Genomic DNA, 19,155 nt, shown 5'->3' on the forward strand with positions numbered 1-19,155 from the left:
ACCGTTGGCCACCGCGGGTACAATCGACCCCTGTCAGCAACCGATCCCACAGGAACCCACGTGGCCGAATCCTCTCCCGTTTCCCGTTCGACGCTCAGTCTGGGCGATGCGGCCCTCTGCGCCGACCTCGTCACGCTACGCGACTACCTGCGCTGGAGTGCCAGCGAGTTTCATCTGGCCGGCCTGTTCCATGGGCACGGCACCGATTCGCCCTGGGACGAGGCGGTCGCCCTGGTGCTGGGTTCGCTGCACCTGCCCTGGAACGTCGATCCTGCGGTGCTGGATGCGCGGCTGCTGCCCATGGAGCGCCTGCGTGTCGTGGCCCTGGTACGCGAACGCATCACCACCCGGCGCCCGCTGCCTTACCTGCTGGGCGAAGCCTTCTTCGCCGGCTTCCCCTTCCACGTGGACGAAAGAGTGTTGATTCCCCGTTCGCCGATTGCCGAGCTCATCGAATCGGGGTTCGAGGCGTGGTTTCCGGAGCAACCGCCGACCCGGGTGCTCGACCTCTGTACCGGATCGGGCTGCATCGGTATCGCCACGGCGCTGCACCTGCCCACCTGCGACGTCGACCTGGCCGATATCAGTCCGGAAGCGCTGGCGGTGGCCAAGCAGAACATCCAGCGTCATGAGGTGGGTGCCAGGGTGCGGGCCGTGCTGTCGGATGTATTCGACGGCCTCGGCGGCCAGCGCTACGACCTGATCGTCTCCAACCCTCCCTACGTGGATGCCCGTGACCTGGCCACCATGCCCTCCGAGTTTCGCCATGAGCCGAACCTGGCGCTGGAGGCGGGACATGACGGGCTCGATATCGTCCGGCGTATCCTGCGCCAGGCCCGTGAGCATCTCACCGAGGACGGGGTGCTGATCGTCGAAGTGGGCAATTCGGACCGCCACCTGGAGGCCGCCTTCCCCGAGGTGCCTTTCCTGTGGCTCGACTTCGAGCGCGGCGGTCAGGGAGTCTTCGCCCTCTCCGCCGCGGAACTCGACGCCCATGCGGCGTCCTTCGCCTGATCGCTGGCAGCGATCATCGACAGCATCATTCAGGAGGCACGTCCATGTCCGGCAACACATTCGGCAAGCTGTTCACCGTCACCACCTTCGGCGAGAGCCATGGTCCGGCCCTTGGCGCCATCGTCGACGGGTGCCCGCCGGGCCTGCCGTTGACCGAGGCCGACCTGCAGCAGGACCTGGACCGTCGGCGCCCCGGCACGTCACGTCACACCACGCAGCGCCGCGAGCCCGACCAGGTGAAGATCCTCTCCGGCGTGTTCGAGGGGGTGACCACGGGTACCTCCATCGGGCTGCTGATCGAGAACACCGACCAGCGTTCCAAGGACTACTCGAACATCAAGGACCAGTTCCGCCCCGCCCACGCCGACTACAGCTACCATCACAAGTACGGTGTTCGTGACTACCGGGGCGGTGGCCGTTCCAGCGCCCGGGAAACCGCGATGCGGGTGGCGGCGGGGGGGATCGCCAAGAAGTACCTGGCTACCCGGGGCATCGAGGTGCGCGGCTACATGAGCCAGCTCGGCCCCATCGAGATCGCCTTCAAGAGCTGGGAGGCGGTACACGACAACCCCTTCTTTTGTCCCGACCCGGACAGGGTGGCCGAGCTCGAGGCCTTCATGGATGAACTGCGCCGGGCCCAGGATTCGGTGGGTGCGAAGATCACCGTGGTGGCCGATGGCCTGCCCCCGGGGCTCGGTGAGCCCGTTTTCGACCGGCTCGATGCCGAGCTGGCGCATGGCTTGATGAGCATCAATGCCGTCAAGGGCGTGGAGATCGGCGACGGCTTCGCCGCCGTGTCGCAGCGGGGCAGTGAGCACCGCGACGAAATGACGCCGGAGGGGTTTCTCTCCAATCATGCCGGCGGCGTGCTCGGCGGCATCTCCTCGGGACAGCAGCTGGTCGCGCATCTGGCGCTCAAGCCGACCTCGAGCATCACTACGCCGGGGCGCTCCATCGACGTACATGGCCAGCCGGTCGAAGTGATCACCAAGGGGCGCCACGACCCCTGCGTGGGGATCCGTGCCACGCCGATCGCCGAAGCCATGATGGCGCTGACCCTGATGGACCACCTGCTGCGTCACCGGGCGCAGAATGCCGACGTGCGCGTCACCACGCCGGTGCTGCGCTGAATCGGATTCCGGGCCAGGCCCGCTGGGCCTGGCTGGCTGCTACACTCAACAGACCACTTGAGCCGAGTACCGCCATGAAGATCAACGTCGAGTTCGACCTGACCCCTGACGAGTTCCGCCGCTCCCTGGGCCTGCCCGATGTCGAGGCTTTCCAGCAGGACTTGCTGAACCGCATTCACAAGCAGATGGAGTCCGGGGTCGAGGGCTACGACCCCATGAGCCTTATGCAGCCTTTCCTGCAGCAACAGGGGCTCTCCCAGGGGCTTTCTCAGGGCATGACCCAGGGGTTGTCCCAGGGGCTCGCCAGCTTTGGTACCTACCAGCAGATGATGCTGGATATGCTGCGCAAGGCCAGTAGCGGCAAGGCGGACCAAGCAGAGCCCGAAGAGGAAAGAGCCGGAGCAAGAAAGGAAAAGGCAGAGGCCAAGGGCGAGCAGAAGCCAGAGCCGGCCGAGGCAAAGAAGAGCAGCAAGCGGGCAGGCACGGCAAGTGCTCGCTCGCGGTCGCGACGCAGTGAGTGACCCGGCCAGGACAATGGCTTCAGGTGCGAAATCGGCGAGTGTGCCACCTTGGATTGAGCAACATTAAGTTGCAACCGAGGGCGTGGCAGACTACGCTTTGTGCAGTGCAGCATTCATGCCGTGCAGCTTGACTGATGGATGATCGGCGCTGCGCCCCGCATGACTTTTAGGTCCACAGGAGGTTACCGCCATGCAGGACAAGATGATCGACAACTTCAATCAGCAGACGCGCCGCTTCTTCGAGCCCATGCGCAAGCTCAACTCGCTGATGCTCGGCAATATGGAAAAGATGACCGAGTACCAGCTGGAAGCCATGAAGCGCTATAGTCAGCTGGGTACCGAGCGTATGCGCAGTGCCTCGGAAATCAGTGACGCCGAAGATCTCCAGCAGTTCGGCGCTCAGCAGGCCGAAATGATGAACGAGCTCTCCAAGCAGATGATGGAGGATGCCCAGGCCTTGAGCGAGATGAGCCAGGAGTTCCGCTCCGAGCTGGAGAAACTGCTCGGTGAGGCCGGCCAGCAGCTGGCCGACCAGGCAAGCGAGAGCGGGGCGAGTGCCAAGCCGGCCAGTTCGGGCAAGTCCGATACACCGGCCAAGGCAACCAGTCAGTCTTCGCGCAAGAGCTGAAAAAAGTCTAGGCGCCGCCCGGTATCTCCGGGCGGTGTCATCGCCTCCACAGCGCCCTTCCGCAGGGTCCTGTGGAGGCGGTTCGTTGAAAGTCACGCCGTGAGTCGATGATCAGGAGTGGGCAATGCTGTCAGGGTTGGAAGGTCCATCACAAGTCGAGTGGGAAGAGTGGAATGCGCAGCTGCAGGAAATGGGGCAGCAGTATCAGGCGTTGATGCAGGACCTCCTCGCAAAAATGGCGCCCGATGCGGCGGCCGATACCATCCAGAGCGATATGCGGGAAGCCTTCCAGGCTGGCGCCGAGTCCCTTATGAGTAATCCCCAGCTGGTGTGGCAGACCCAGGCCCGCCTGCTGCAGGATCAATGGCAGCTGTGGCAGAACGCCCTGCGGTCCGCCAACGGCGAGCCGGTAGAGCCCCTGGTGACGCCGCTGCGCGGCGACCGACGCTTCAACGACGAGGCCTGGAGCAACGATCCCTACTATCAGGCGATCATGCAGCAGTACCTGCTTTTCTCGCGTCTGGTCGAAGAGCTGATAGAGCGCCTGGAGGGGCTGCCCGAGCAGCAGAAGCGCAACCTGGCCTTCTATGCTCGCCAACTGGTCAACGCCATGGCGCCCACCAATTTCATCTCCACCAACCCCGAAGTGATGCGGCGTACCATGGAGACCCGCGGCCAGAACCTGGTCGATGGCCTGACTCGGCTGCGCGAGGACCTGGCCAATTCCGCCGATGGTCTGAATGTGAGCATGACCGATCGCAGCGCCTTCGAGGTGGGTGAGAACATCGCCGTGACGCCCGGTCATGTGGTGTTCGAGAATGAACTGATCCAGTTGATCCAGTACACCCCCACGACCGAGACGGTGTTCAAGACACCGCTGCTGGTCGTGCCCCCCTGGATCAACAAGTACTATATCCTCGACCTGCGTCCGGACAACTCCATGGTCAAGTGGCTGGTGGATCAGGGCCATACCGTCTTCCTGATCTCCTGGCGCAACCCGGGGCCCGAGCAGCGGGACCTGACCTGGGCCGACTACATGCAGATGGGGCCGATCACCGCCATGGAGGCCATCGAGCAGGCCTGTGGCGAGAAGTCGGTCAATCTGCTCAGCTACTGCGTCGGCGGAACCCTGACGGCATCCACCGTGGCCTATCTCACCAGCACCCGCCGCGGCCGCAAGGTCAGGTCCGTGACCTACATGGCCACCCTGCAGGATTTCCGCGACCCGGGCGAGATCGGGGTGCTCCTCAGCGAGCCGGTCCTGGCCGGGATCGAGGCACGACTCGAGAAGGATGGCTATCTCGACGGTCGCTCCATGGCCTATACCTTCAACCTGCTGCGCGAGAACGATCTCTTCTGGTCGTTCTATATCAGCAACTACCTGAAGGGTGAGAACCCGGCGCCATTCGATCTGCTCTACTGGAACACCGACGGCACCAACCTGCCGGCGGCGACGCACGGCTGGTACCTGCGCAGCATGTATCTTGAGAATCGCCTGGTGCAGCCCGGCGGCATCGAGCTGGACGGGGTCAAGATCGACCTGCGCAAGGTTTCCACGCCGAGCTATTTTATCTCGACCCGCGACGACCATATCGCCAAGTGGAACAGCACCTATTACGGCGCCCTGTTGCCCAAGGGGCCGACGACCTTCGTACTGGGTGGCTCCGGTCATATCGCCGGTATCGTGAACCCTCCGCAAAGGAACAAGTACGGCTACTGGACCAACAGCGAGTTGCCCGACAGCCATGAAGAGTGGCTGGCCGGCGCCGAGGGCCACGAGGGTTCCTGGTGGCCGCACTGGCAGCAGTGGATGACCGAGGGCGGCTACGCCGACCCGGAAAAGATGGTGCCGGCGCGCCAGCCGGGCGAGGGCGAACTGCCGCTGCTCGAGGAAGCGCCGGGGCGCTACGTGCGTACCACTATCCCCGAGGTGCTGGGAGAAGTGCCGCCGAAGGAGTAATCGGCAGGCATCGACGAGAAGGAATCAACGTGGCCCGCCTTGAGCGGGCCACGTTTTTTTTGGCGATGCAAGGTCCGTGATTATAGCAAGCGCAGGGCAACACCGCCGGGAGTCCTTCGGCCTCCAGTCGCGAGCTAAAGCTACCTCCGACAGTTACTTATCTCTCCCTGGCGGAGAGGATCGCTGTTGGAGCGCTGGTCCCCATCGCGACTGGCGCCGGCAGGCGCCTTGGCGGAGGTCGCAAGGGCAGTGGCTATCGCAAGCGCAGGGAAACACCGCCGGGAGTCCTTCGGCCTCCAGTCGCGAGCTAAAGCTGCTCCAACAGTTTTTTCTCTCTCCTTTGGAGGATAAGACCGCTGTTGGAGCGCTGCTCCGCATCGCGACTGGCGCCGATAGGCGCCTCGGCGGAGGCCGCAAGGTCAGTGGTTATCGCCCGCGTTGGCAACACCGCGGTCGCGAGCTGAAGCTGCTCCCACAACGGAGTGGCGGCGTTGGCGGAAAGGATCGCTGTCGGAGCGCTGCTCCGCATCGCGACTGGCGCCGATAGGCGCCTCGGCGGAGGCTGGCACGTTAGAGGCTATCGCGAATGCTGGGCAACACCGCCGGGAGGCTTGCAGCCTCCAGTCGCGAGCTGAAGCTGCTCCCACAACGGAGTAGCGCCGTTGGCGGAAGAGATGCTGTTGGAGCGCTGGTTTCCATCGCGACTGGCGCCGGCAGGCGCCTTGGCGGAGGCTGCGAGGGCAGTGGCTATCGCCAGCGTTGGCAACACCGCCGGGAGGCTTTCAGCCTCCAGTCGCGAGCTAAAGCTGCTCCTACAACGGAGTGGCGGCGTTGGTGGAAAGGATCGCTGTTGGAGCGCTGGTCCCCATCGCGACTGGCGCCGACAGGCGCCCGGCGGAGGCTGCAAGGTCAGTGGTTATCGCCCGCGTTGGCAACACCGCGGTCGCGAGCTGAAGCTGCTCCCACAACGGAGTGGCGCCGTTGGCGGAAAGGATCGCTGTTGGAGCGCTCGGTTCGGCGCTCCGACTCCGCATCGCGACTGGCGCCGACAGGCGCCTTGGCGGAGGCCGCCATCGCCCGAAATACCAGCCTCAGGCTTTGGCAGTCACATAGGCACGACGTTTCAGCCAAAGCCCCGGCAGCACCAGCAGCACGGCGAGCAGCCAGACTGGCCAGCTGCCGGTGCGGGTGAATGGCGTGAGGCCCTGCATCGGCGTGGCTTCCCCGGTGAGGTAGGTGGTCTCGAACTGGGGGGCTCGGGCGGTGATGCGGCCCTGGGGGTCGATGATCACGGTGACGCCATTGCTGGTGGCGCGCACCACATAGCGGCCATTCTCGAGGGCGCGCAGGCGAGCCATCTGCAGATGCTGTAGCGGACCGATCGACTCGCCGAACCAGGTGTCATTGGATACCGTCAGCAGCAGCTCGGAGTTGCGCGCTCGATCGGCCACCAGGTCGGCGTAGATGATCTCGTAGCAGATGGCGTTGCCGATGGTGGTGCCCAGGGCCTGGATCGGCGGTTGTCCCTCCGGCCCCGGGGTCATGGCCGGCATCGGCAGGTCGAAGAAGGCGATGGTGCCGCGCAGCCAGCGCTCCAGCGGCAGATACTCGCCGAAGGGCACCAGGTGCGCCTTGCGGTACTCGCCTTCCGTATTGCCGACGCCGATCACGCTGTTGTAGTAGAGCCCGCGATCTTCGCGCTGCAGTATGCCGGTGAGCAGGGCGCTGCCTGGCGGCATGGTGGACTGGGCACGCTCCAGAATCGCCGTGGCTTCATCCTCGAACATCGGCAACGCCGCTTCCGGCCAGATGATCAGGTCGATATCGTCGGCCTGTTCCCGGGTCATCTCCAGATAGGTATTGGCCGCCATTCGACGGCCTTCCGGCGTCCACTTGATCAGCTGCGGCAGATTGCCCTGCAGCAGGGCGACGCGCAGGGGCTCGCCGGCGGGCGAGGTCCACTGGGTCGGCAGGACCAGCGGGGCCAGCCAGAATGCAGCCACGGGTGCTGCGGCCCACCAGCGGCGACGCAGGAACTCGACGCCGAGCGTTCCGGTAAGCACGGTCAGCAGGGAGAGCAGGTAGACGCCGCCGACCGGTGCCCATGCTGCCAGCGGGGAGTCCACATGGGCGCTGCCGAGCAGCAGCCAGGGGAAGCCGGTGAACAGCCAGGTGCGCAGCCACTCGCCGAGCACCCAGGCACCGGCAAAGGTGAGGAAAGCGAGGCGAGGGCCTGTCAGCCGGCGATAGAGCCAGAGTGTCGCGGCGTAGAACAGCGCCATGGAGCAGACGAACAGGGTGGTCAGGAACAGTGCCAGCGGCACCCCGGTGTAGCCGTAGTCGTGAATCGACACATAGACCCAGGAAGCGCCGGAGCCGAACAGCCCGACCCCATAGCACCAGCCCTTCAGCGCGGCCTGGAGGGGCGACAGGTAGTGGATGCCCAGGACCATCAGCCCGGCGGCGATGGGGCCGAGCCACCAGAGCTCGAAAGGGGAGGCGGTCAGCGTGGTGAGCACGCCGGCGAGCAGGGCCAGGAGATAGGCCACTGCGGGGGAGAGGCGGATTTCCGTCATGGGTCGTCGTGGCTTCCTGGCGTAACTATTCGTCCGTGAGCGCGTTGCTGCTTGGGGCTGCTTCCAGCAGGCGGATGCGGCGATTGTCGGCGTTGAGCACGGTGAAGCGCCAGCCGCCCAGCTCGGCATGTTCACCGCGGCCGGGCAGGTGGCCGAAGCGCTGCATGACCAGGCCGCCGACCGTATCGAATTCATCGTCGGAGAAGCCGGTACCGAAGCGTTCGTTGAAGTCCTCGATCGGCGTCAGGGCGCGGATGGCATAGCGACCTTCGCCCAGCTCGCGGATATCGTCTTCCTCGTCGGTATCGTGCTCGTCTTCGATATCGCCGACGATCTGTTCGAGAATATCCTCGATGGTCACGATGCCGGCGGTACCGCCATATTCGTCGACCACCACCGCCATGTGGTTGTGGGTGTCGCGAAACTCCTTGAGCAGGCTGTTGAGTCGCTTGGACTCCGGTACGAACATGGCGGGACGCAGGATATCCTCGATACGGAAGTTATCGCGCTCCTCGTCCGGGCAGTTGAGCAAGCGCAGCAGGTCCTTGACCAGCAGCAGCCCCTTGATCTCGTCGAGGTTCTCTCCGATGACCGGGTAACGGGAGTGTCCCGTCTCGTCGATCAGCGCCAGGTATTCGTCCGGCGGCTGGTCGGCGGCAATGGCCGCGACCTGGGAGCGGGGTATCAGTACTTCGCGCACCTGCTGGTCGCTGATGTTCAGGGCCCCCTCGATGATCATCATCGCGTCCTGCTCCAGCTTCAGACGAGTGCCGGCCTGGCGCAGGAACTCCATCAGCTCTTCCCGTGAACTGGGACCATCATTGTCACCCGAGAGGGCGCCGAGTAGTTTCTCTAGCCAGGACTTTCCACCCTGGCCGGTCGATCGGTCTTCACTCATGGGTCGAGTCTCTCGTCCTCGCTATCGAAGTGTCGCTCGCCACTGCCGCCACTCATGTCCCGAACCGGCAGATACGGGTCGGCAATGGAAAAGGTCGCCAGGATATCGCGCTCCAGCTGCTCCATGATGTCGGCGTCTGTCTCGTCGACATGATCATGCCCGAGCAGATGCAGTGTGCCATGTACCACCAGGTGAGCGTAGTGGTCTTCGAGTCGCTTGTTCTGCTCGAGGGCTTCCTGCAGCACCACGGGGTGACAGATCACCAGGTCGCCGAGCAGCGGCAGCTCGATGCCGGGGGGCGCTTCAAAAGGGAAGGAGAGCACGTTGGTGGGCCGGTCGCGGCCGCGATAGTCCCGGTTGAGGGACTGGCTCTCGTCGGCATCGACAATGCGGATAGTGACCTCGGTGCGGCGCTCTTCCGGGAAGTGAGCCAGTACGGCGTCGACCCAGGATGCGAGCACCGGCTGCTTCGGCAGGGGGCTGCCCGTGGAGGCGATCTGACGGTCGACTATCGCTGGCGGGCTCATGTCTCGCCGTAGTCCTTGCTGCCCCTTTGGCGCTCGCGCTCCTGGCGCAGCGACTCGCGCTCGCGGGTGCGGGCCTCGACCCTGGCGCGGTCCTGGACCTCCTGCTCGGCCTCGAAGCTCTCGTAGGCCTCGATGATGCGCTGTACCAGAGGGTGGCGTACCACATCCTTGGCGGCGAAGTGCGTGACGCCGATGCCGGGGGTGCCTCGCAGCACCTCCAGCACCTGGATCAGGCCGGAACTCGCCCCACGGGGCAGGTCGACCTGGGTGACGTCGCCGGTGATCACGGCGGTTGAGCCGAAGCCGATACGAGTCAGGAACATCTTCATCTGCTCGCGAGTGGTGTTCTGGCTCTCGTCGAGAATGATGAAGGCATTGTTCAGGGTGCGCCCACGCATGTAGGCCAGCGGGGCGATCTCGATCACCTGCCGTTCGATCAGCTTGCCGACCTGCTCGAAGCCCAGCATCTCGTAGAGGGCGTCATAGAGCGGGCGCAGGTAGGGGTCGATCTTCTGGGCCAGGTCGCCGGGCAGGAAACCAAGTTTTTCACCTGCCTCCACGGCCGGACGCACCAGCAGGATGCGACGAACTTCCTGGTGGTTGAGCGCCTCCACCGCTGCGGCTACGGCCAGGTAGGTCTTGCCGGTACCGGCCGGGCCGATGCCGAAGTTGATGTCATGGGCGCGAATGCTGGTGACATAGCTCTGCTGGTTCTGGCCGCGGGGCTTGATCAATACCTTGGGCGTGCGCAGCAGGACGTCGCCGTCTTCGTGCCCCTCTTCCTCTTCCAGCGCCTCGAGACCGGATTCCTGCAGGAACAGGTGCACCGTATCCGGCGATAGATCACCGGTTTCGGCTTCGCGATAGAGGTGCTCCAGCACATTGGCGGCCGCCTTCACCCGATGCCCGGGGCCTGCCAGCTGGAACACGTTGCCGCGATTGCGAAGGGTGACGCCGAGTCGTTCCTCGACCAGTTTGAGGTGCTCATCGCGCTGACCGCAGAGATTGGCCAGACGCTGGGGGTCATTGGGTTCGAGGCTCAATGTGATGATGCGGTTCGCCTGAGAAGTTGGCTGGCTCAAGACAAGGGGATCCATGCGTTGCGAATGTGGGCTCAGCTTACTGCCCCGGCGAAGGCCGGGGCAATGACAGAATGCTCAGTGTAGTGCCGGTGAGTGCAGCTCGCCACGTAACGAGTTGGGTAGCGCTTCGGTGATGGTCACGTCGACGAAGTGGCCGATCAGCTCGGTGGGGTTGGCGGCACGGAAATTGACCACCCGGTTGTTCTCGGTACGCCCCGAGAGCTGGCCTGGATCCCTCGGCGAGAAGCCGGTGACCAGAATGCGCTGGGTCGACCCTACCATCCGGCGGCTGATCTGCATGGCCTGCTGGATGATACGCTCCTGAAGAATCGCCAGGCGCTGCTTCTTGACGCTCTCGGGAGTATCGTCGGCGAGGCTTGCCGCCGGCGTGCCGGGGCGGGCCGAATAGACGAAGCTGAAGGAGTGGTCGAAGCCGATGCGATGGATCAGGTCCATGGTCGCTTCGAAATCCGCTTCGGTCTCGCCGGGGAAGCCGATGATGAAGTCCGACGAGAAGCTGATGTCGGGGCGCAGCTTGCGGATGCGCTCCAGCTTCTCCACGTACTCCTCGACGGTGTGGCCGCGCTTCATCGCTGCCAGAATACGGTCGGAGCCGGCCTGTACCGGCAGGTGCAGGTGGCTGACCAGTTCCGGTACCTCGCCATAGGCCTCGATCAGGCTGTCGGTGAACTCCACCGGGTGAGACGTGGTGAAGCGGACGCGATCGATGCCTTCCACCGCCGCCACGCAGGCGATCAGCTCGGCCAGGTCGATCTCGTCACCGAGCTGGTTCTCCCCGCGGTAGGCATTGACGTTCTGTCCCAGCAGGTTGATCTCGCGTACCCCCTGATCGGCCAGGTGGATGACTTCGTCCATGACCGACTCGAAGGGGCGTGAGACTTCCTCGCCGCGGGTATAGGGCACGACACAGAAGGTGCAGTACTTGGAGCAGCCTTCCATGACCGAGACGAAGGCGGTGGCCCCGTCCGAGCTGGGGCTGGGCAGGTGATCGAACTTCTCGATCTCCGGGAAGGTGACGTCGACCACGGAAATCTGATCGTTGCGCCGGGAGTCGAGCATAGCCGGGACACGGTGCAGGGTCTGGGGGCCGAAGACCATGTCGACATGGGGGGCGCGCTTGCGCAGAGCCTCCCCTTCCTGACTGGCCACGCAGCCTCCCACGCCGATCACCAGGTCGGGATTGGCCTCCTTGAGTTTCTTCCAGCGACCGAGCTGGTGGAAGACCTTCTCCTGGGCCTTCTCGCGAATCGAGCAGGTATTGAGAAGGATGACGTCGGCGTCGCCTTCGTCGTCGGTCAGTTCCAACTGATGGGATTCGCCGAGCAGATCCGCCATGCGAGCGGAGTCGTACTCGTTCATCTGGCAGCCGTGGGTCTTGATGAAGAGTTTCTTCGCCATAAGAATAGGGTCGCGATCGGTTGCCCGACGCTTGCGTCACCGGTGAGTGGAGTGTCGCGGGAATGCGGCTCGGCCAGCCTGCCGGGCCGTTCTCGAAGATGGAAACATTATACGGAACCAGGGGCAGCGGGGCCAGCGTGGTGGTCTCGTCGTCCATCGACTGTGTTACGCTTGCGAGTCTGCAGGCGTGTGCCTCGATACTCGGGCACACAACGGTCAATCGAACGGGAAGGAATGACGGCCTTATGGCGGCCAAGCCGATCTATCGGGTGGTTTTTCACCAACAAGGTGAAGTGTGGGAACTCTACGCCCGCGAGATATTCCAAAGCGACCTCTGGGGATTCATCGAGATCGAGGAATTCGTCTTCCAGGACCGCTCGAAGCTGGTGGTGGATCCCTCGGCCGACAAGCTGCGCCACACCTTCGACGGTGTGACCCGCAGCTATCTGCCGATCAACTCCATCGTCCGTATCGACGAAGTGGAGCGTGAGGGGCCGGCTCGGGCAGTCAAGAGCGAAGGACGGATCGCCGAGTTTCCCCGGGCGCCGATGCCGCCGCCCAGGGGGGAGAGTTAGAAGGGGGCTAGCGGCTTCGGGGCGCTGGTCATGAAGTGACCAGTTCGACCCGGGGCCATATGGGGCAACAGGTGGCAGGGTCTTTCCAGCGGTTTTCCCGGGACTTATCCACAGAAGCTGTGGATAGCCCTCTTCGACAATGGTCTCATCGGCCGCAGTGCGAACGGGAGGTTCGACGGCGGCATACAGGTCGCGGCGCAGCAGCTGCCGCAGGAGCCTTCGATAGCAGGACAACGGCATGACAATGCATAGATTCAAGACCCTCATGGCGGGCGTCACACTGGGGCTGATGGCCCTGCCGCTGCACGCCCAGCAGAATACGAACGCTACCCATTGGGTATCCGACGAACTCACCACCTATGTTCGCAGCGGACCGACCGATGGCTACCGCATTGTCGGCACCCTGACCTCCGGTGAACCGGTAAGCGTGCTTGAAACCAGCGGCGACTACAGCCGGGTGCGCAACACCGAGGGCAATACCGTCTGGGTACTCAGTGGGGAATTGCAGGAGGAGCCGAGTGCGCGCCAGCAGTTGCCGGTGCTTGAAAGACAGGTGGCCGAGCTGGAAGAGGAGCTTGGCGGCATCAACGAGACCTGGGAGGAGCGGGTCTCGGCGATGACCGAGACCCTGGAGGTCCGCGAGCAGCGCATTGCCGAGCTGGAGGCGAGCAATCGCCAGCTCGACAGTGAAGCCGACCGGTCACGCCAGACCATACGTCAGCTGCAGGCTCGACTGGACACCCAGGAAGAAGACCTGCTGATTCGCTATTTCATGTATGGCGGCGGGGTCGCCGGTGCCGGCCTCCTGGTGGGGCTGATCATCCCCCATCTTCCGCGCAAGAAACGCAAGCGCGACCGCTGGTTCTGATACCGCTGGTTCTGAAGGAGAGGCTATGCCCGGGGAATGGCTAAATCGCTGGCGGGAAGGACGCATCGGGTTTCACCGTCCACAGGTGCATCCTGCGCTGATTCAGCACTGGCCACTGCTCGGGGCGAGACCAGGCACCAAGGTGCTGGTGCCGCTCTGTGGCAAGAGTCTCGACATGCGCTGGCTCGCCCAGCACGATCATCCGGTGCTGGGCATTGAACTGGCCGAGGAGGCAATCGAGCAGTTCGTCGCCGAGGGGGCCGGGGAGATATCCCGCTATCGGCAGGAGCCCTTCGCGATTTGCCGCCAGGGCAGCGTCGAGCTGTGGTGTGGCGATTTCTTTCATTTCCATATCGAGCAGGCGGCCGAGATCGACGCCTTCTATGACCGGGCGGCGCTGATCGCATTGCCGCCGGCGACCCGCCAGCGCTATGCCTTTCACCTCGCCCAGCTGATCCCGCCCGGCGCGCGTGGGTTGTTGATCAGCCTGATGCGCGCCCCGAGCGACGAGGGCGGCGGTCCACCGTTCAGCGTCACTGCCGACGAGGTGCGCGAACTCTTCGAGCCCAACTTCCTGGTCACTCACCTGGAGGATGGGGAGCCCGAAGAGGGCAGCGGTTTTCGTGAAAGTGTCTGGGCCATGGTGCGCCGCGGGCCCGCCGTCTAGCGGGAGCGGGGACCCTAGAGAGCAGGACAAACCAGGCGGGCGCCCATTTGGGCGCCCGCTTCTGGTTTGGCAGGAAGAGATGCGAGGGAGATACAGTGGCTCGCTCAGCGTGCCAGCAGCTGGCCCAGTTCCGGGTCGCGGAAGGCGCGATCGAGGCCGTCGCTCAGCAGGTCGTTGAGCATGCGCGCGTTGGTGTCGCGATCCGGACGAAGCGCATAGCTCTGAGTGCGGCGCGAGGTGTAGGTGCCGGTATAGGTGTTGCCACCGTTGACCGCCCTGGCTTCGAAGACTGCCTCCAGGCGGGCCTCGTCGATGACCGGCCGACTCTCGCCGCGCTCATACCCCAGGTGGAGCAGGGTGAGGGTCAGGCTTGGCCGCCCCTCAGCCGGCTCCGTGGTGGGGGAGAAGCCCATCTCCCGCACGGCGCGCTCGGCTTCGCGCTGCAGCCGTGGCACCAGCTCGTGGGCGCTGACGGTGATGGTGGATGTCGCCATGGCGCTGCCGCTACGCGTGCCGATCACCTCGCCGTCGCGGTCATCCACCGCCATGACCGTGATGGCCTGGCCACCCCCGGTTGTCGGGACGTCGGCGGTACGCTGTGGATTCAACTGCAGATAGTGTGGGCTGGCACAGCCTGCCAGCAGGGCGCTAGCCAGCAGCAAGGCGGCTGCACGCAACGTCGTAAGGCGAAAGGGGCGTCGAATCATCTGGGACTCTCCTGAGTGAGAATGGAGGGTGGCGACGGGAGGTGGGCGATCACGGTGCAAGGCCTTGAGCTGGCACAGATGGCGAGTATAGCCGCGACGAGGCCAAGCGTAACAGCGTTGAGTACGTCGGCGGCAGAGCGGTTACAATGGGGTTCCACTCAGGAGAACGCTCATGATTCGACTCGCAGCCAAGGAGGACATGCCGCACCTCGTCGATATCTGGTTGCGCGCCTCGCAGCTGGCCCACGATTTCATTCCCGCCGAGTTCTGGCAGCGTCGCGCCCACGACATGGCCACGCGCTATCTGCCTGGCGCCGAAACGCACGTACTGGAGCTGGGTGGCAGCATCATCGGCTTCGCGGCCCTCAACGGCGACCACCTCGAGGCGCTGTTCATCGACCCGGACTTCCAGCGCTTCGGCCACGGCACGCACTTGATGGCCCATGCCATGACGTGCCGTGAGCGAATCACCCTGTGCGTCTATTCGCGCAACGTGCGTGCCGTCTCGTTCTACCGCAGGCTCGGCTTTCAATCGGTGGAGGATCGTCTCGAACCGCTGAGCGGCGAGAGCGAAACCCTGATGGCCTGGTCCCGCCAGCCCAACGTCGAGTGATCCTGTCGGGCCATCGGCCGGTTCAGGCGGCCTCTAGTCGCTTGCGTTCAGGCGTGCTGCGCTCGTCGGGAAATCGGTGCCAGCGCCGCGGCACCGCGAACAGTCGCATGCCGCGGGTCAGCCGCAGGCGCTCGTAATCGGCATGGCGCACGGTCGCCAGCCAGGGCTCTCCCAGCCAATCGGCCTCCAGCTCCACCCTGACCTCGGCACCCACCGGCGAGATCGCCGTCACGGTGACCGGCAGGTGCGCGTTGGCCGTTGCGGTTTCCACCAGCTCCACCTCGTGGGGACGCAGCAGCAACTCTTCCGCGCCGTCGGGCAGGTCCACTGCAAGTCGGGCATCGCCACAGGTCAGGACGCCATCCCGTACCGAGCCTTCCAGGTGGTTCACATCACCCAGGAACTCGAATACGAAGCGGTTGGTCGGCGTCCGGTAGAGGGTATCCGGGGTATCGATCTGCTCGATACGGCCATTGCTCATCACCACCACACGGTCGGATAGTTCCAGCGCCTCTTCCTGATCGTGGGTAACGAAGACGCTGGTGAAGTTGAGTTCATCGTGCAGGTGGCGCAGCCACCGGCGCAGCTCCTGACGCACCTTGGCATCCAGCGCACCGAAGGGCTCGTCGAGCAGCAGCACCTCGGGGCGCAAGGCCAGCGCCCTGGCCAGCGAGACGCGCTGCTGCTGGCCGCCGGAGAGCTGTGCAGGGTAACGGCTCGCCAGCTCCTCGAGCTTGACCATTTCCAGCAGTCGATGCACCCGGGCGCGGATCTCGCCGCTGGTGGGCCGGCTCTTGCGCGGCATCACGGTAAGACCGAACGCCACGTTGTCGAACACGGTCATGTGGCGAAACAGCGCATAGTGCTGAAAGACGAAGCCGATGCGGCGGTCCCGCACGTGCAGGTTGGTGACATCGCGATTGCCGAACAGGATGCGGCCGGCGGGTTCGCGATCGGCGGTCTCCAGGCCGGCAATGATACGCAGCAGGGTGGTCTTGCCGGAGCCGGAGGGCCCCAGCAGGCCGATCAGCTCACCGTCGCGTATGTCCAGGTTCACTGGCTCCAGGGCGCGGCTCGTGCCGAAGTGCTTGGCGATATTCTGAAGGCGGATGCTCATGCGTGAACCTCCCGGCGCGCGGCGCGCCATTCCAGGCTGGCCTTGGCAACCAGCGTGAGCAGGGCGATGAAGGCCAGCAGCGATGCGCTGGCGAAGGCGCCCACGGTATTGTAATCCTGGTACAGCTGCTCCAGGTGCAGCGGCAGGGTGTTGGTCTGGCCGCGGATGGCGCCGGAGACCACCGAGACGGCGCCGAATTCCCCCACCGCACGTGCATTGGTCAGTATCACGCCGTAGAGCAGTGCCCAGCGGATATTGGGCAGCGTCACCCGGCGAAAGACGGTCCAGCCCGGTGCCCCGAGGGTCACGGCGGCTTCCTCTTCCCGGGAGCCCTGGGCCTGCATCAGCGGTATCAGCTCACGAGCCACGAAGGGGCAGGTGACGAAGATGGTCACCATCAATATGCCGGGCCAGGCAAACATCAGCTGGATGTCGTAGCCGTCGAGCCAGCTGCCGAGCCAGCCGGTACGGCCATAGAGCAGCAGGTAGATCAGGCCGGCGACCACCGGCGAGACCGCAAAGGGGATATCGATGAGGGTCTGCAGGATCCGCCGGCCGGGAAAGCGAAAGCGGGTAACCAGCCATGCCAGCGCCACGCCGAACACCAGGCAGACGGGGATCGTCAGCAGGGCGATGAACAGGGTCAGCCCGATGGCCGCCACGGTGTATTCGTTGCTGACGTTGCTCCAGAATACCCCTACCCCCTGGGCGAAGGCCTGGGCGAAGATCGCCACCAGCGGCAGCAGCAGGAAGAGCCCCGAAAGGGCCACGGCCAGGAAGACGAGCAGGCGCCGAACCCGGGGCGCATCACCGATCCGTTGCATCAGCCCGCCCCCCCATGCAGTCGCTTGATGAAGCGGCCCTGCCAGATATTGATCACCAGCAGCAGGGCCAGCGAGACGAACAGCACCACCGAGGCGATGGCCGAGGCGCCGACATAGTCGTACTCCTGCAGCTTGACGAAGATCATCAGCGCGGTGATCTCGGTCTCGTAGGGCATGTTGCCGGCGATGAAGATGATGGCGCCGAATTCACCCAGCGAGCGCACGAAGGCGAGCCCGGTGCCGGTAACCAGGGCCGGCCACAGGTGCGGCAGGATCACGCGGCGAAAGGCCGTGCCGTCCGAGGCGCCGAGGGTCAGGGCGGCCTCATCCACCTCGTGGGGCAGGTCCTCCAGCACCGGCTGTACCGTGCGCACCACGAAGGGAATGCTGGTGAAGGCCATGGCCAGGGCGATACCCACCCAGGTGTAGGCGACCTGGAAGCCCAGCGGCTCCAGCAGCCGCCCCATCCAGCCGTTGCTGGAGTAGAGCGTTGCCAGGGTGATGCCGGCGACGGCGGTGGGCAGGGCGAAGGGCAGGTCCATCAGCGCGTCGAGCAGGCGCTTGCCGGGGAATTCGTAGCGCACCAGCACCCAGGCGAGCAGCAGCCCGAAGGCGCCGTTGACCAGGGCGGCCACCGCGGCCGCACCGATGGTGACCATGTAACTGGCCACCACCCGGCCTTCGGTGACGATCGCCCAGTACTCGGCCAGGCTGAGCCCCGCCAGCTGACCGAACAGCCCGGTCAGCGGCAGCAGCAGCACCAGCGAGATGAACATCAGGCTGATACCGAGCGAAAGGCCGAAGCCCGGCAGCACCCGCTTGGGGGTACTGCCGGCGCGAGTCGCGAGTGTGATCATCAGCGGCGCTGTAGCTGATCCAGCAGGGCGCCGCCGGCGAAGTGCTCGTCCATGGCCTGCTCCCAGCTACCGACGATATCCTCGACCCGCAGCAGATCGGTCTCGGGGAACTGATCGGCGAACTCCTCCACGACCGCTTCGTGATGGACGCGATAGTTGAAGCCGGCCAGCATGCGCTGGGCCTCTTCGCTGTAGAGGTACTCGACATAGGCCTGGGCCAGGTCCTGGGTGCCGTTGCGCTCGGCATTGGGCTCGACTACCGCCACCGGGAATTCGGCCAGGATGCTGACCGGCGGCACGATCACCTCGTAGTCGTCACGACCGTACTCGCCGCGGATGTTGTTCACCTCGGATTCGAAGCTGATCAGCACGTCGCCGATGCCGCGCTCGATGAAGCTGGTGGTGGCGCCGCGGCCGCCGGTGTCGAACACTGCCACGTTGCGCAGGAAGGTGCGCATGAAGTCGTGGATCTGCTCCTCGTCGCCATCGAAGTGCTGCTGGGCAAAGCCCCAGGCGGCCAGGTAGGTGTAGCGGCCGTTACCGGAGGTCTTGGGGTTGGGGAAGACCACCTTGACGTCTTCACGCACCAGATCGTCCCAGCTCTCGATGCCCTTGGGGTTGTCCTTGCGTACCAGGAAGGCCGTGGTGGAGTAGTAGGGCGAGGCATTGTTGGGCAGCAGTTCCTGCCAGTCCTCGGCCACCAGCCCGGCATCGGCGAGCACCTGGACGTCGGTCACCTGATTGTAGGTCACCACGTCGGCGCGCAGCCCCTGAAGGATGGCGCGGGCCTGGGCGGAGGAGCCACCGTGGGACTGCTGAATGGCGATCTCCTCTCCCTGCTCGGCCTGCCACCAGTCGCGGAATTCCGGATTGATGGCGGAGAAGAGCTCGCGGGCGATGTCATAGGAGGAGTTGAGAATCTCGCGCTCGGCGGCCAGGGCCGGGGTGGCCAGGCTGACCCCCAGGGCAACGGCAAGCGCGGTGCGGCGAACGGTCGACAGCAGTGGCATGCGAGACACTCCAATAAGGAAACAGTGATGACAAGGTTAAATCTGACAATGAGGAATTACAATCGTGTTTTTTATTCGTTTTTGAAATATGACTGTGGCGGTTTTCTTCGCCCGCTGCGCCCCATTCCCCCGTCCCTGGCGGTTCCTGCTAGAATGCGGGCC

Annotated in this window: 19 protein-coding genes; 9 read left to right on the plus strand and 10 right to left on the minus strand. The window is 64.6% G+C overall.

What is annotated here, in order from left to right:
* Positions 1 to 60 precede the first annotated feature (60 nt).
* The 5 genes from prmB to phaC all read left to right on the plus strand — a co-directional run bounded on the left by prmB (position 61) and on the right by phaC (position 5,253).
* On the plus strand, positions 61 to 1,014 hold the full coding sequence (gene prmB / locus LY622_RS04365) for a 50S ribosomal protein L3 N(5)-glutamine methyltransferase (RefSeq protein ID WP_234289765.1): 954 nt from the start codon (positions 61 to 63) through the stop codon (positions 1,012 to 1,014).
* A 44-nt stretch (positions 1,015 to 1,058) separates the two neighbouring features.
* Positions 1,059 to 2,144, plus strand: a complete 1,086-nt coding sequence (gene aroC, locus LY622_RS04370; RefSeq protein WP_234289766.1) for a chorismate synthase — start codon at positions 1,059 to 1,061, stop codon at positions 2,142 to 2,144.
* Positions 2,145 to 2,218: 74 nt separating this feature from the next.
* The gene (locus LY622_RS04375; RefSeq protein WP_234289767.1) at positions 2,219 to 2,665 is read left to right on the plus strand and encodes a DUF6489 family protein; all 447 of its coding nucleotides are present in this window, start codon (positions 2,219 to 2,221) and stop codon (positions 2,663 to 2,665) included.
* Between the two features lie 190 nt (positions 2,666 to 2,855).
* Positions 2,856 to 3,293 (plus strand): phasin family protein, encoded by a 438-nt coding sequence (locus LY622_RS04380; protein WP_234279401.1) that lies wholly within the window; start codon positions 2,856 to 2,858, stop codon positions 3,291 to 3,293.
* Between the two features lie 124 nt (positions 3,294 to 3,417).
* Positions 3,418 to 5,253 (plus strand): class I poly(R)-hydroxyalkanoic acid synthase, encoded by a 1,836-nt coding sequence (gene phaC / locus LY622_RS04385; RefSeq protein WP_234289768.1) that lies wholly within the window; start codon positions 3,418 to 3,420, stop codon positions 5,251 to 5,253.
* A 1,091-nt stretch (positions 5,254 to 6,344) separates the two neighbouring features.
* Here the strand turns inward: phaC and lnt are convergent.
* From lnt to miaB, 5 genes are all read right to left on the minus strand, one after another.
* The gene (lnt, locus tag LY622_RS04390; protein ID WP_234289769.1) at positions 6,345 to 7,829 is read right to left on the minus strand and encodes an apolipoprotein N-acyltransferase; all 1,485 of its coding nucleotides are present in this window, start codon (positions 7,827 to 7,829) and stop codon (positions 6,345 to 6,347) included.
* A 25-nt stretch (positions 7,830 to 7,854) separates the two neighbouring features.
* Positions 7,855 to 8,727 (minus strand): CorC family transporter, encoded by an 873-nt coding sequence (locus LY622_RS04395; RefSeq protein ID WP_234289770.1) that lies wholly within the window; start codon positions 8,725 to 8,727, stop codon positions 7,855 to 7,857.
* The gene (gene ybeY / locus LY622_RS04400) at positions 8,724 to 9,254 is read right to left on the minus strand and encodes an rRNA maturation RNase YbeY (protein ID WP_234289771.1); all 531 of its coding nucleotides are present in this window, start codon (positions 9,252 to 9,254) and stop codon (positions 8,724 to 8,726) included. Before ybeY ends, LY622_RS04395 begins: the two co-directional genes overlap by 4 nt.
* Positions 9,251 to 10,336: a PhoH family protein gene (locus LY622_RS04405; protein WP_234289772.1), complete on the minus strand. Its 1,086-nt coding sequence runs from the start codon at positions 10,334 to 10,336 to the stop codon at positions 9,251 to 9,253. Before LY622_RS04405 ends, ybeY begins: the two co-directional genes overlap by 4 nt.
* Before the next feature lie 75 nt (positions 10,337 to 10,411).
* Positions 10,412 to 11,755 (minus strand): tRNA (N6-isopentenyl adenosine(37)-C2)-methylthiotransferase MiaB, encoded by a 1,344-nt coding sequence (gene miaB, locus LY622_RS04410; RefSeq protein WP_234289773.1) that lies wholly within the window; start codon positions 11,753 to 11,755, stop codon positions 10,412 to 10,414.
* 245 nt (positions 11,756 to 12,000) lie between these two features.
* On the opposite strand from miaB, the gene LY622_RS04415 reads away from it, so the two are divergent.
* The 3 genes from LY622_RS04415 (at position 12,001) to LY622_RS04425 (ending at position 13,865) form a co-directional block, all read left to right on the plus strand.
* Positions 12,001 to 12,330, plus strand: a complete 330-nt coding sequence (locus LY622_RS04415; RefSeq protein ID WP_066445539.1) for a DUF1820 family protein — start codon at positions 12,001 to 12,003, stop codon at positions 12,328 to 12,330.
* Between the two features lie 289 nt (positions 12,331 to 12,619).
* Complete coding sequence (locus LY622_RS04420) at positions 12,620 to 13,198, plus strand: TIGR04211 family SH3 domain-containing protein (RefSeq protein WP_234289805.1); 579 nt, start codon at positions 12,620 to 12,622, stop codon at positions 13,196 to 13,198.
* A gap of 25 nt (positions 13,199 to 13,223) precedes the next feature.
* Positions 13,224 to 13,865, plus strand: a complete 642-nt coding sequence (locus LY622_RS04425) for a thiopurine S-methyltransferase (RefSeq protein WP_234289774.1) — start codon at positions 13,224 to 13,226, stop codon at positions 13,863 to 13,865.
* A gap of 104 nt (positions 13,866 to 13,969) precedes the next feature.
* Here the strand turns inward: LY622_RS04425 and LY622_RS04430 are convergent, their stop codons facing one another.
* Positions 13,970 to 14,572 (minus strand): YajG family lipoprotein, encoded by a 603-nt coding sequence (locus LY622_RS04430; protein WP_234279392.1) that lies wholly within the window; start codon positions 14,570 to 14,572, stop codon positions 13,970 to 13,972.
* 172 nt (positions 14,573 to 14,744) lie between these two features.
* Here LY622_RS04430 and LY622_RS04435 point away from each other — a divergent pair, with 172 nt between their 5' ends.
* Complete coding sequence (locus tag LY622_RS04435; RefSeq protein ID WP_234279391.1) at positions 14,745 to 15,185, plus strand: GNAT family N-acetyltransferase; 441 nt, start codon at positions 14,745 to 14,747, stop codon at positions 15,183 to 15,185.
* Between the two features lie 22 nt (positions 15,186 to 15,207).
* On the opposite strand, the gene LY622_RS04440 is transcribed toward LY622_RS04435, so the two are convergent.
* From LY622_RS04440 to cysP, 4 genes are read right to left on the minus strand one after another with little or no spacing between them, the layout of a single operon-like run.
* Positions 15,208 to 16,302 (minus strand): sulfate/molybdate ABC transporter ATP-binding protein, encoded by a 1,095-nt coding sequence (locus LY622_RS04440; RefSeq protein ID WP_234289775.1) that lies wholly within the window; start codon positions 16,300 to 16,302, stop codon positions 15,208 to 15,210.
* The gene (gene cysW, locus LY622_RS04445) at positions 16,299 to 17,126 is read right to left on the minus strand and encodes a sulfate ABC transporter permease subunit CysW (protein WP_234279389.1); all 828 of its coding nucleotides are present in this window, start codon (positions 17,124 to 17,126) and stop codon (positions 16,299 to 16,301) included. The genes LY622_RS04440 and cysW overlap by 4 nt, the downstream gene beginning before the upstream one ends.
* On the minus strand, positions 17,126 to 17,983 hold the full coding sequence (cysT, locus tag LY622_RS04450; protein ID WP_234289776.1) for a sulfate ABC transporter permease subunit CysT: 858 nt from the start codon (positions 17,981 to 17,983) through the stop codon (positions 17,126 to 17,128). The genes cysW and cysT overlap by 1 nt, the downstream gene beginning before the upstream one ends.
* On the minus strand, positions 17,983 to 18,993 hold the full coding sequence (cysP, locus tag LY622_RS04455; RefSeq protein ID WP_234289777.1) for a thiosulfate ABC transporter substrate-binding protein CysP: 1,011 nt from the start codon (positions 18,991 to 18,993) through the stop codon (positions 17,983 to 17,985). The genes cysT and cysP overlap by 1 nt, the downstream gene beginning before the upstream one ends.
* Between the last annotated feature and the right edge of the window lie 162 nt (positions 18,994 to 19,155).

Origin of the sequence: Halomonas alkalisoli, from assembly GCF_021412585.1 — a bacterium.
Taxonomy (GTDB): Bacteria; Pseudomonadota; Gammaproteobacteria; order Pseudomonadales; family Halomonadaceae; genus Halomonas; species Halomonas alkalisoli.

Coding starts and splice junctions, on each gene's coding strand:
- ybeY (WP_234289771.1), bottom strand. CDS start 9,254: ATGAGCCCGCCAGCGATAGTCGACCGTCAGATCGCCTCCACGGGCAGC.
- LY622_RS04395 (WP_234289770.1), bottom strand. CDS start 8,727: ATGAGTGAAGACCGATCGACCGGCCAGGGTGGAAAGTCCTGGCTAGAG.
- LY622_RS04425 (WP_234289774.1), top strand. CDS start 13,224: ATGCCCGGGGAATGGCTAAATCGCTGGCGGGAAGGACGCATCGGGTTT.
- LY622_RS04375 (WP_234289767.1), top strand. CDS start 2,219: ATGAAGATCAACGTCGAGTTCGACCTGACCCCTGACGAGTTCCGCCGC.
- LY622_RS04420 (WP_234289805.1), top strand. CDS start 12,620: ATGGCCCTGCCGCTGCACGCCCAGCAGAATACGAACGCTACCCATTGG.
- cysW (WP_234279389.1), bottom strand. CDS start 17,126: ATGCAACGGATCGGTGATGCGCCCCGGGTTCGGCGCCTGCTCGTCTTC.
- phaC (WP_234289768.1), top strand. CDS start 3,418: ATGCTGTCAGGGTTGGAAGGTCCATCACAAGTCGAGTGGGAAGAGTGG.
- LY622_RS04380 (WP_234279401.1), top strand. CDS start 2,856: ATGCAGGACAAGATGATCGACAACTTCAATCAGCAGACGCGCCGCTTC.
- cysP (WP_234289777.1), bottom strand. CDS start 18,993: ATGCCACTGCTGTCGACCGTTCGCCGCACCGCGCTTGCCGTTGCCCTG.
- LY622_RS04435 (WP_234279391.1), top strand. CDS start 14,745: ATGATTCGACTCGCAGCCAAGGAGGACATGCCGCACCTCGTCGATATC.
- LY622_RS04415 (WP_066445539.1), top strand. CDS start 12,001: ATGGCGGCCAAGCCGATCTATCGGGTGGTTTTTCACCAACAAGGTGAA.
- miaB (WP_234289773.1), bottom strand. CDS start 11,755: ATGGCGAAGAAACTCTTCATCAAGACCCACGGCTGCCAGATGAACGAG.
- LY622_RS04440 (WP_234289775.1), bottom strand. CDS start 16,302: ATGAGCATCCGCCTTCAGAATATCGCCAAGCACTTCGGCACGAGCCGC.
- cysT (WP_234289776.1), bottom strand. CDS start 17,983: ATGATCACACTCGCGACTCGCGCCGGCAGTACCCCCAAGCGGGTGCTG.
- aroC (WP_234289766.1), top strand. CDS start 1,059: ATGTCCGGCAACACATTCGGCAAGCTGTTCACCGTCACCACCTTCGGC.
- LY622_RS04430 (WP_234279392.1), bottom strand. CDS start 14,572: ATGATTCGACGCCCCTTTCGCCTTACGACGTTGCGTGCAGCCGCCTTG.
- lnt (WP_234289769.1), bottom strand. CDS start 7,829: ATGACGGAAATCCGCCTCTCCCCCGCAGTGGCCTATCTCCTGGCCCTG.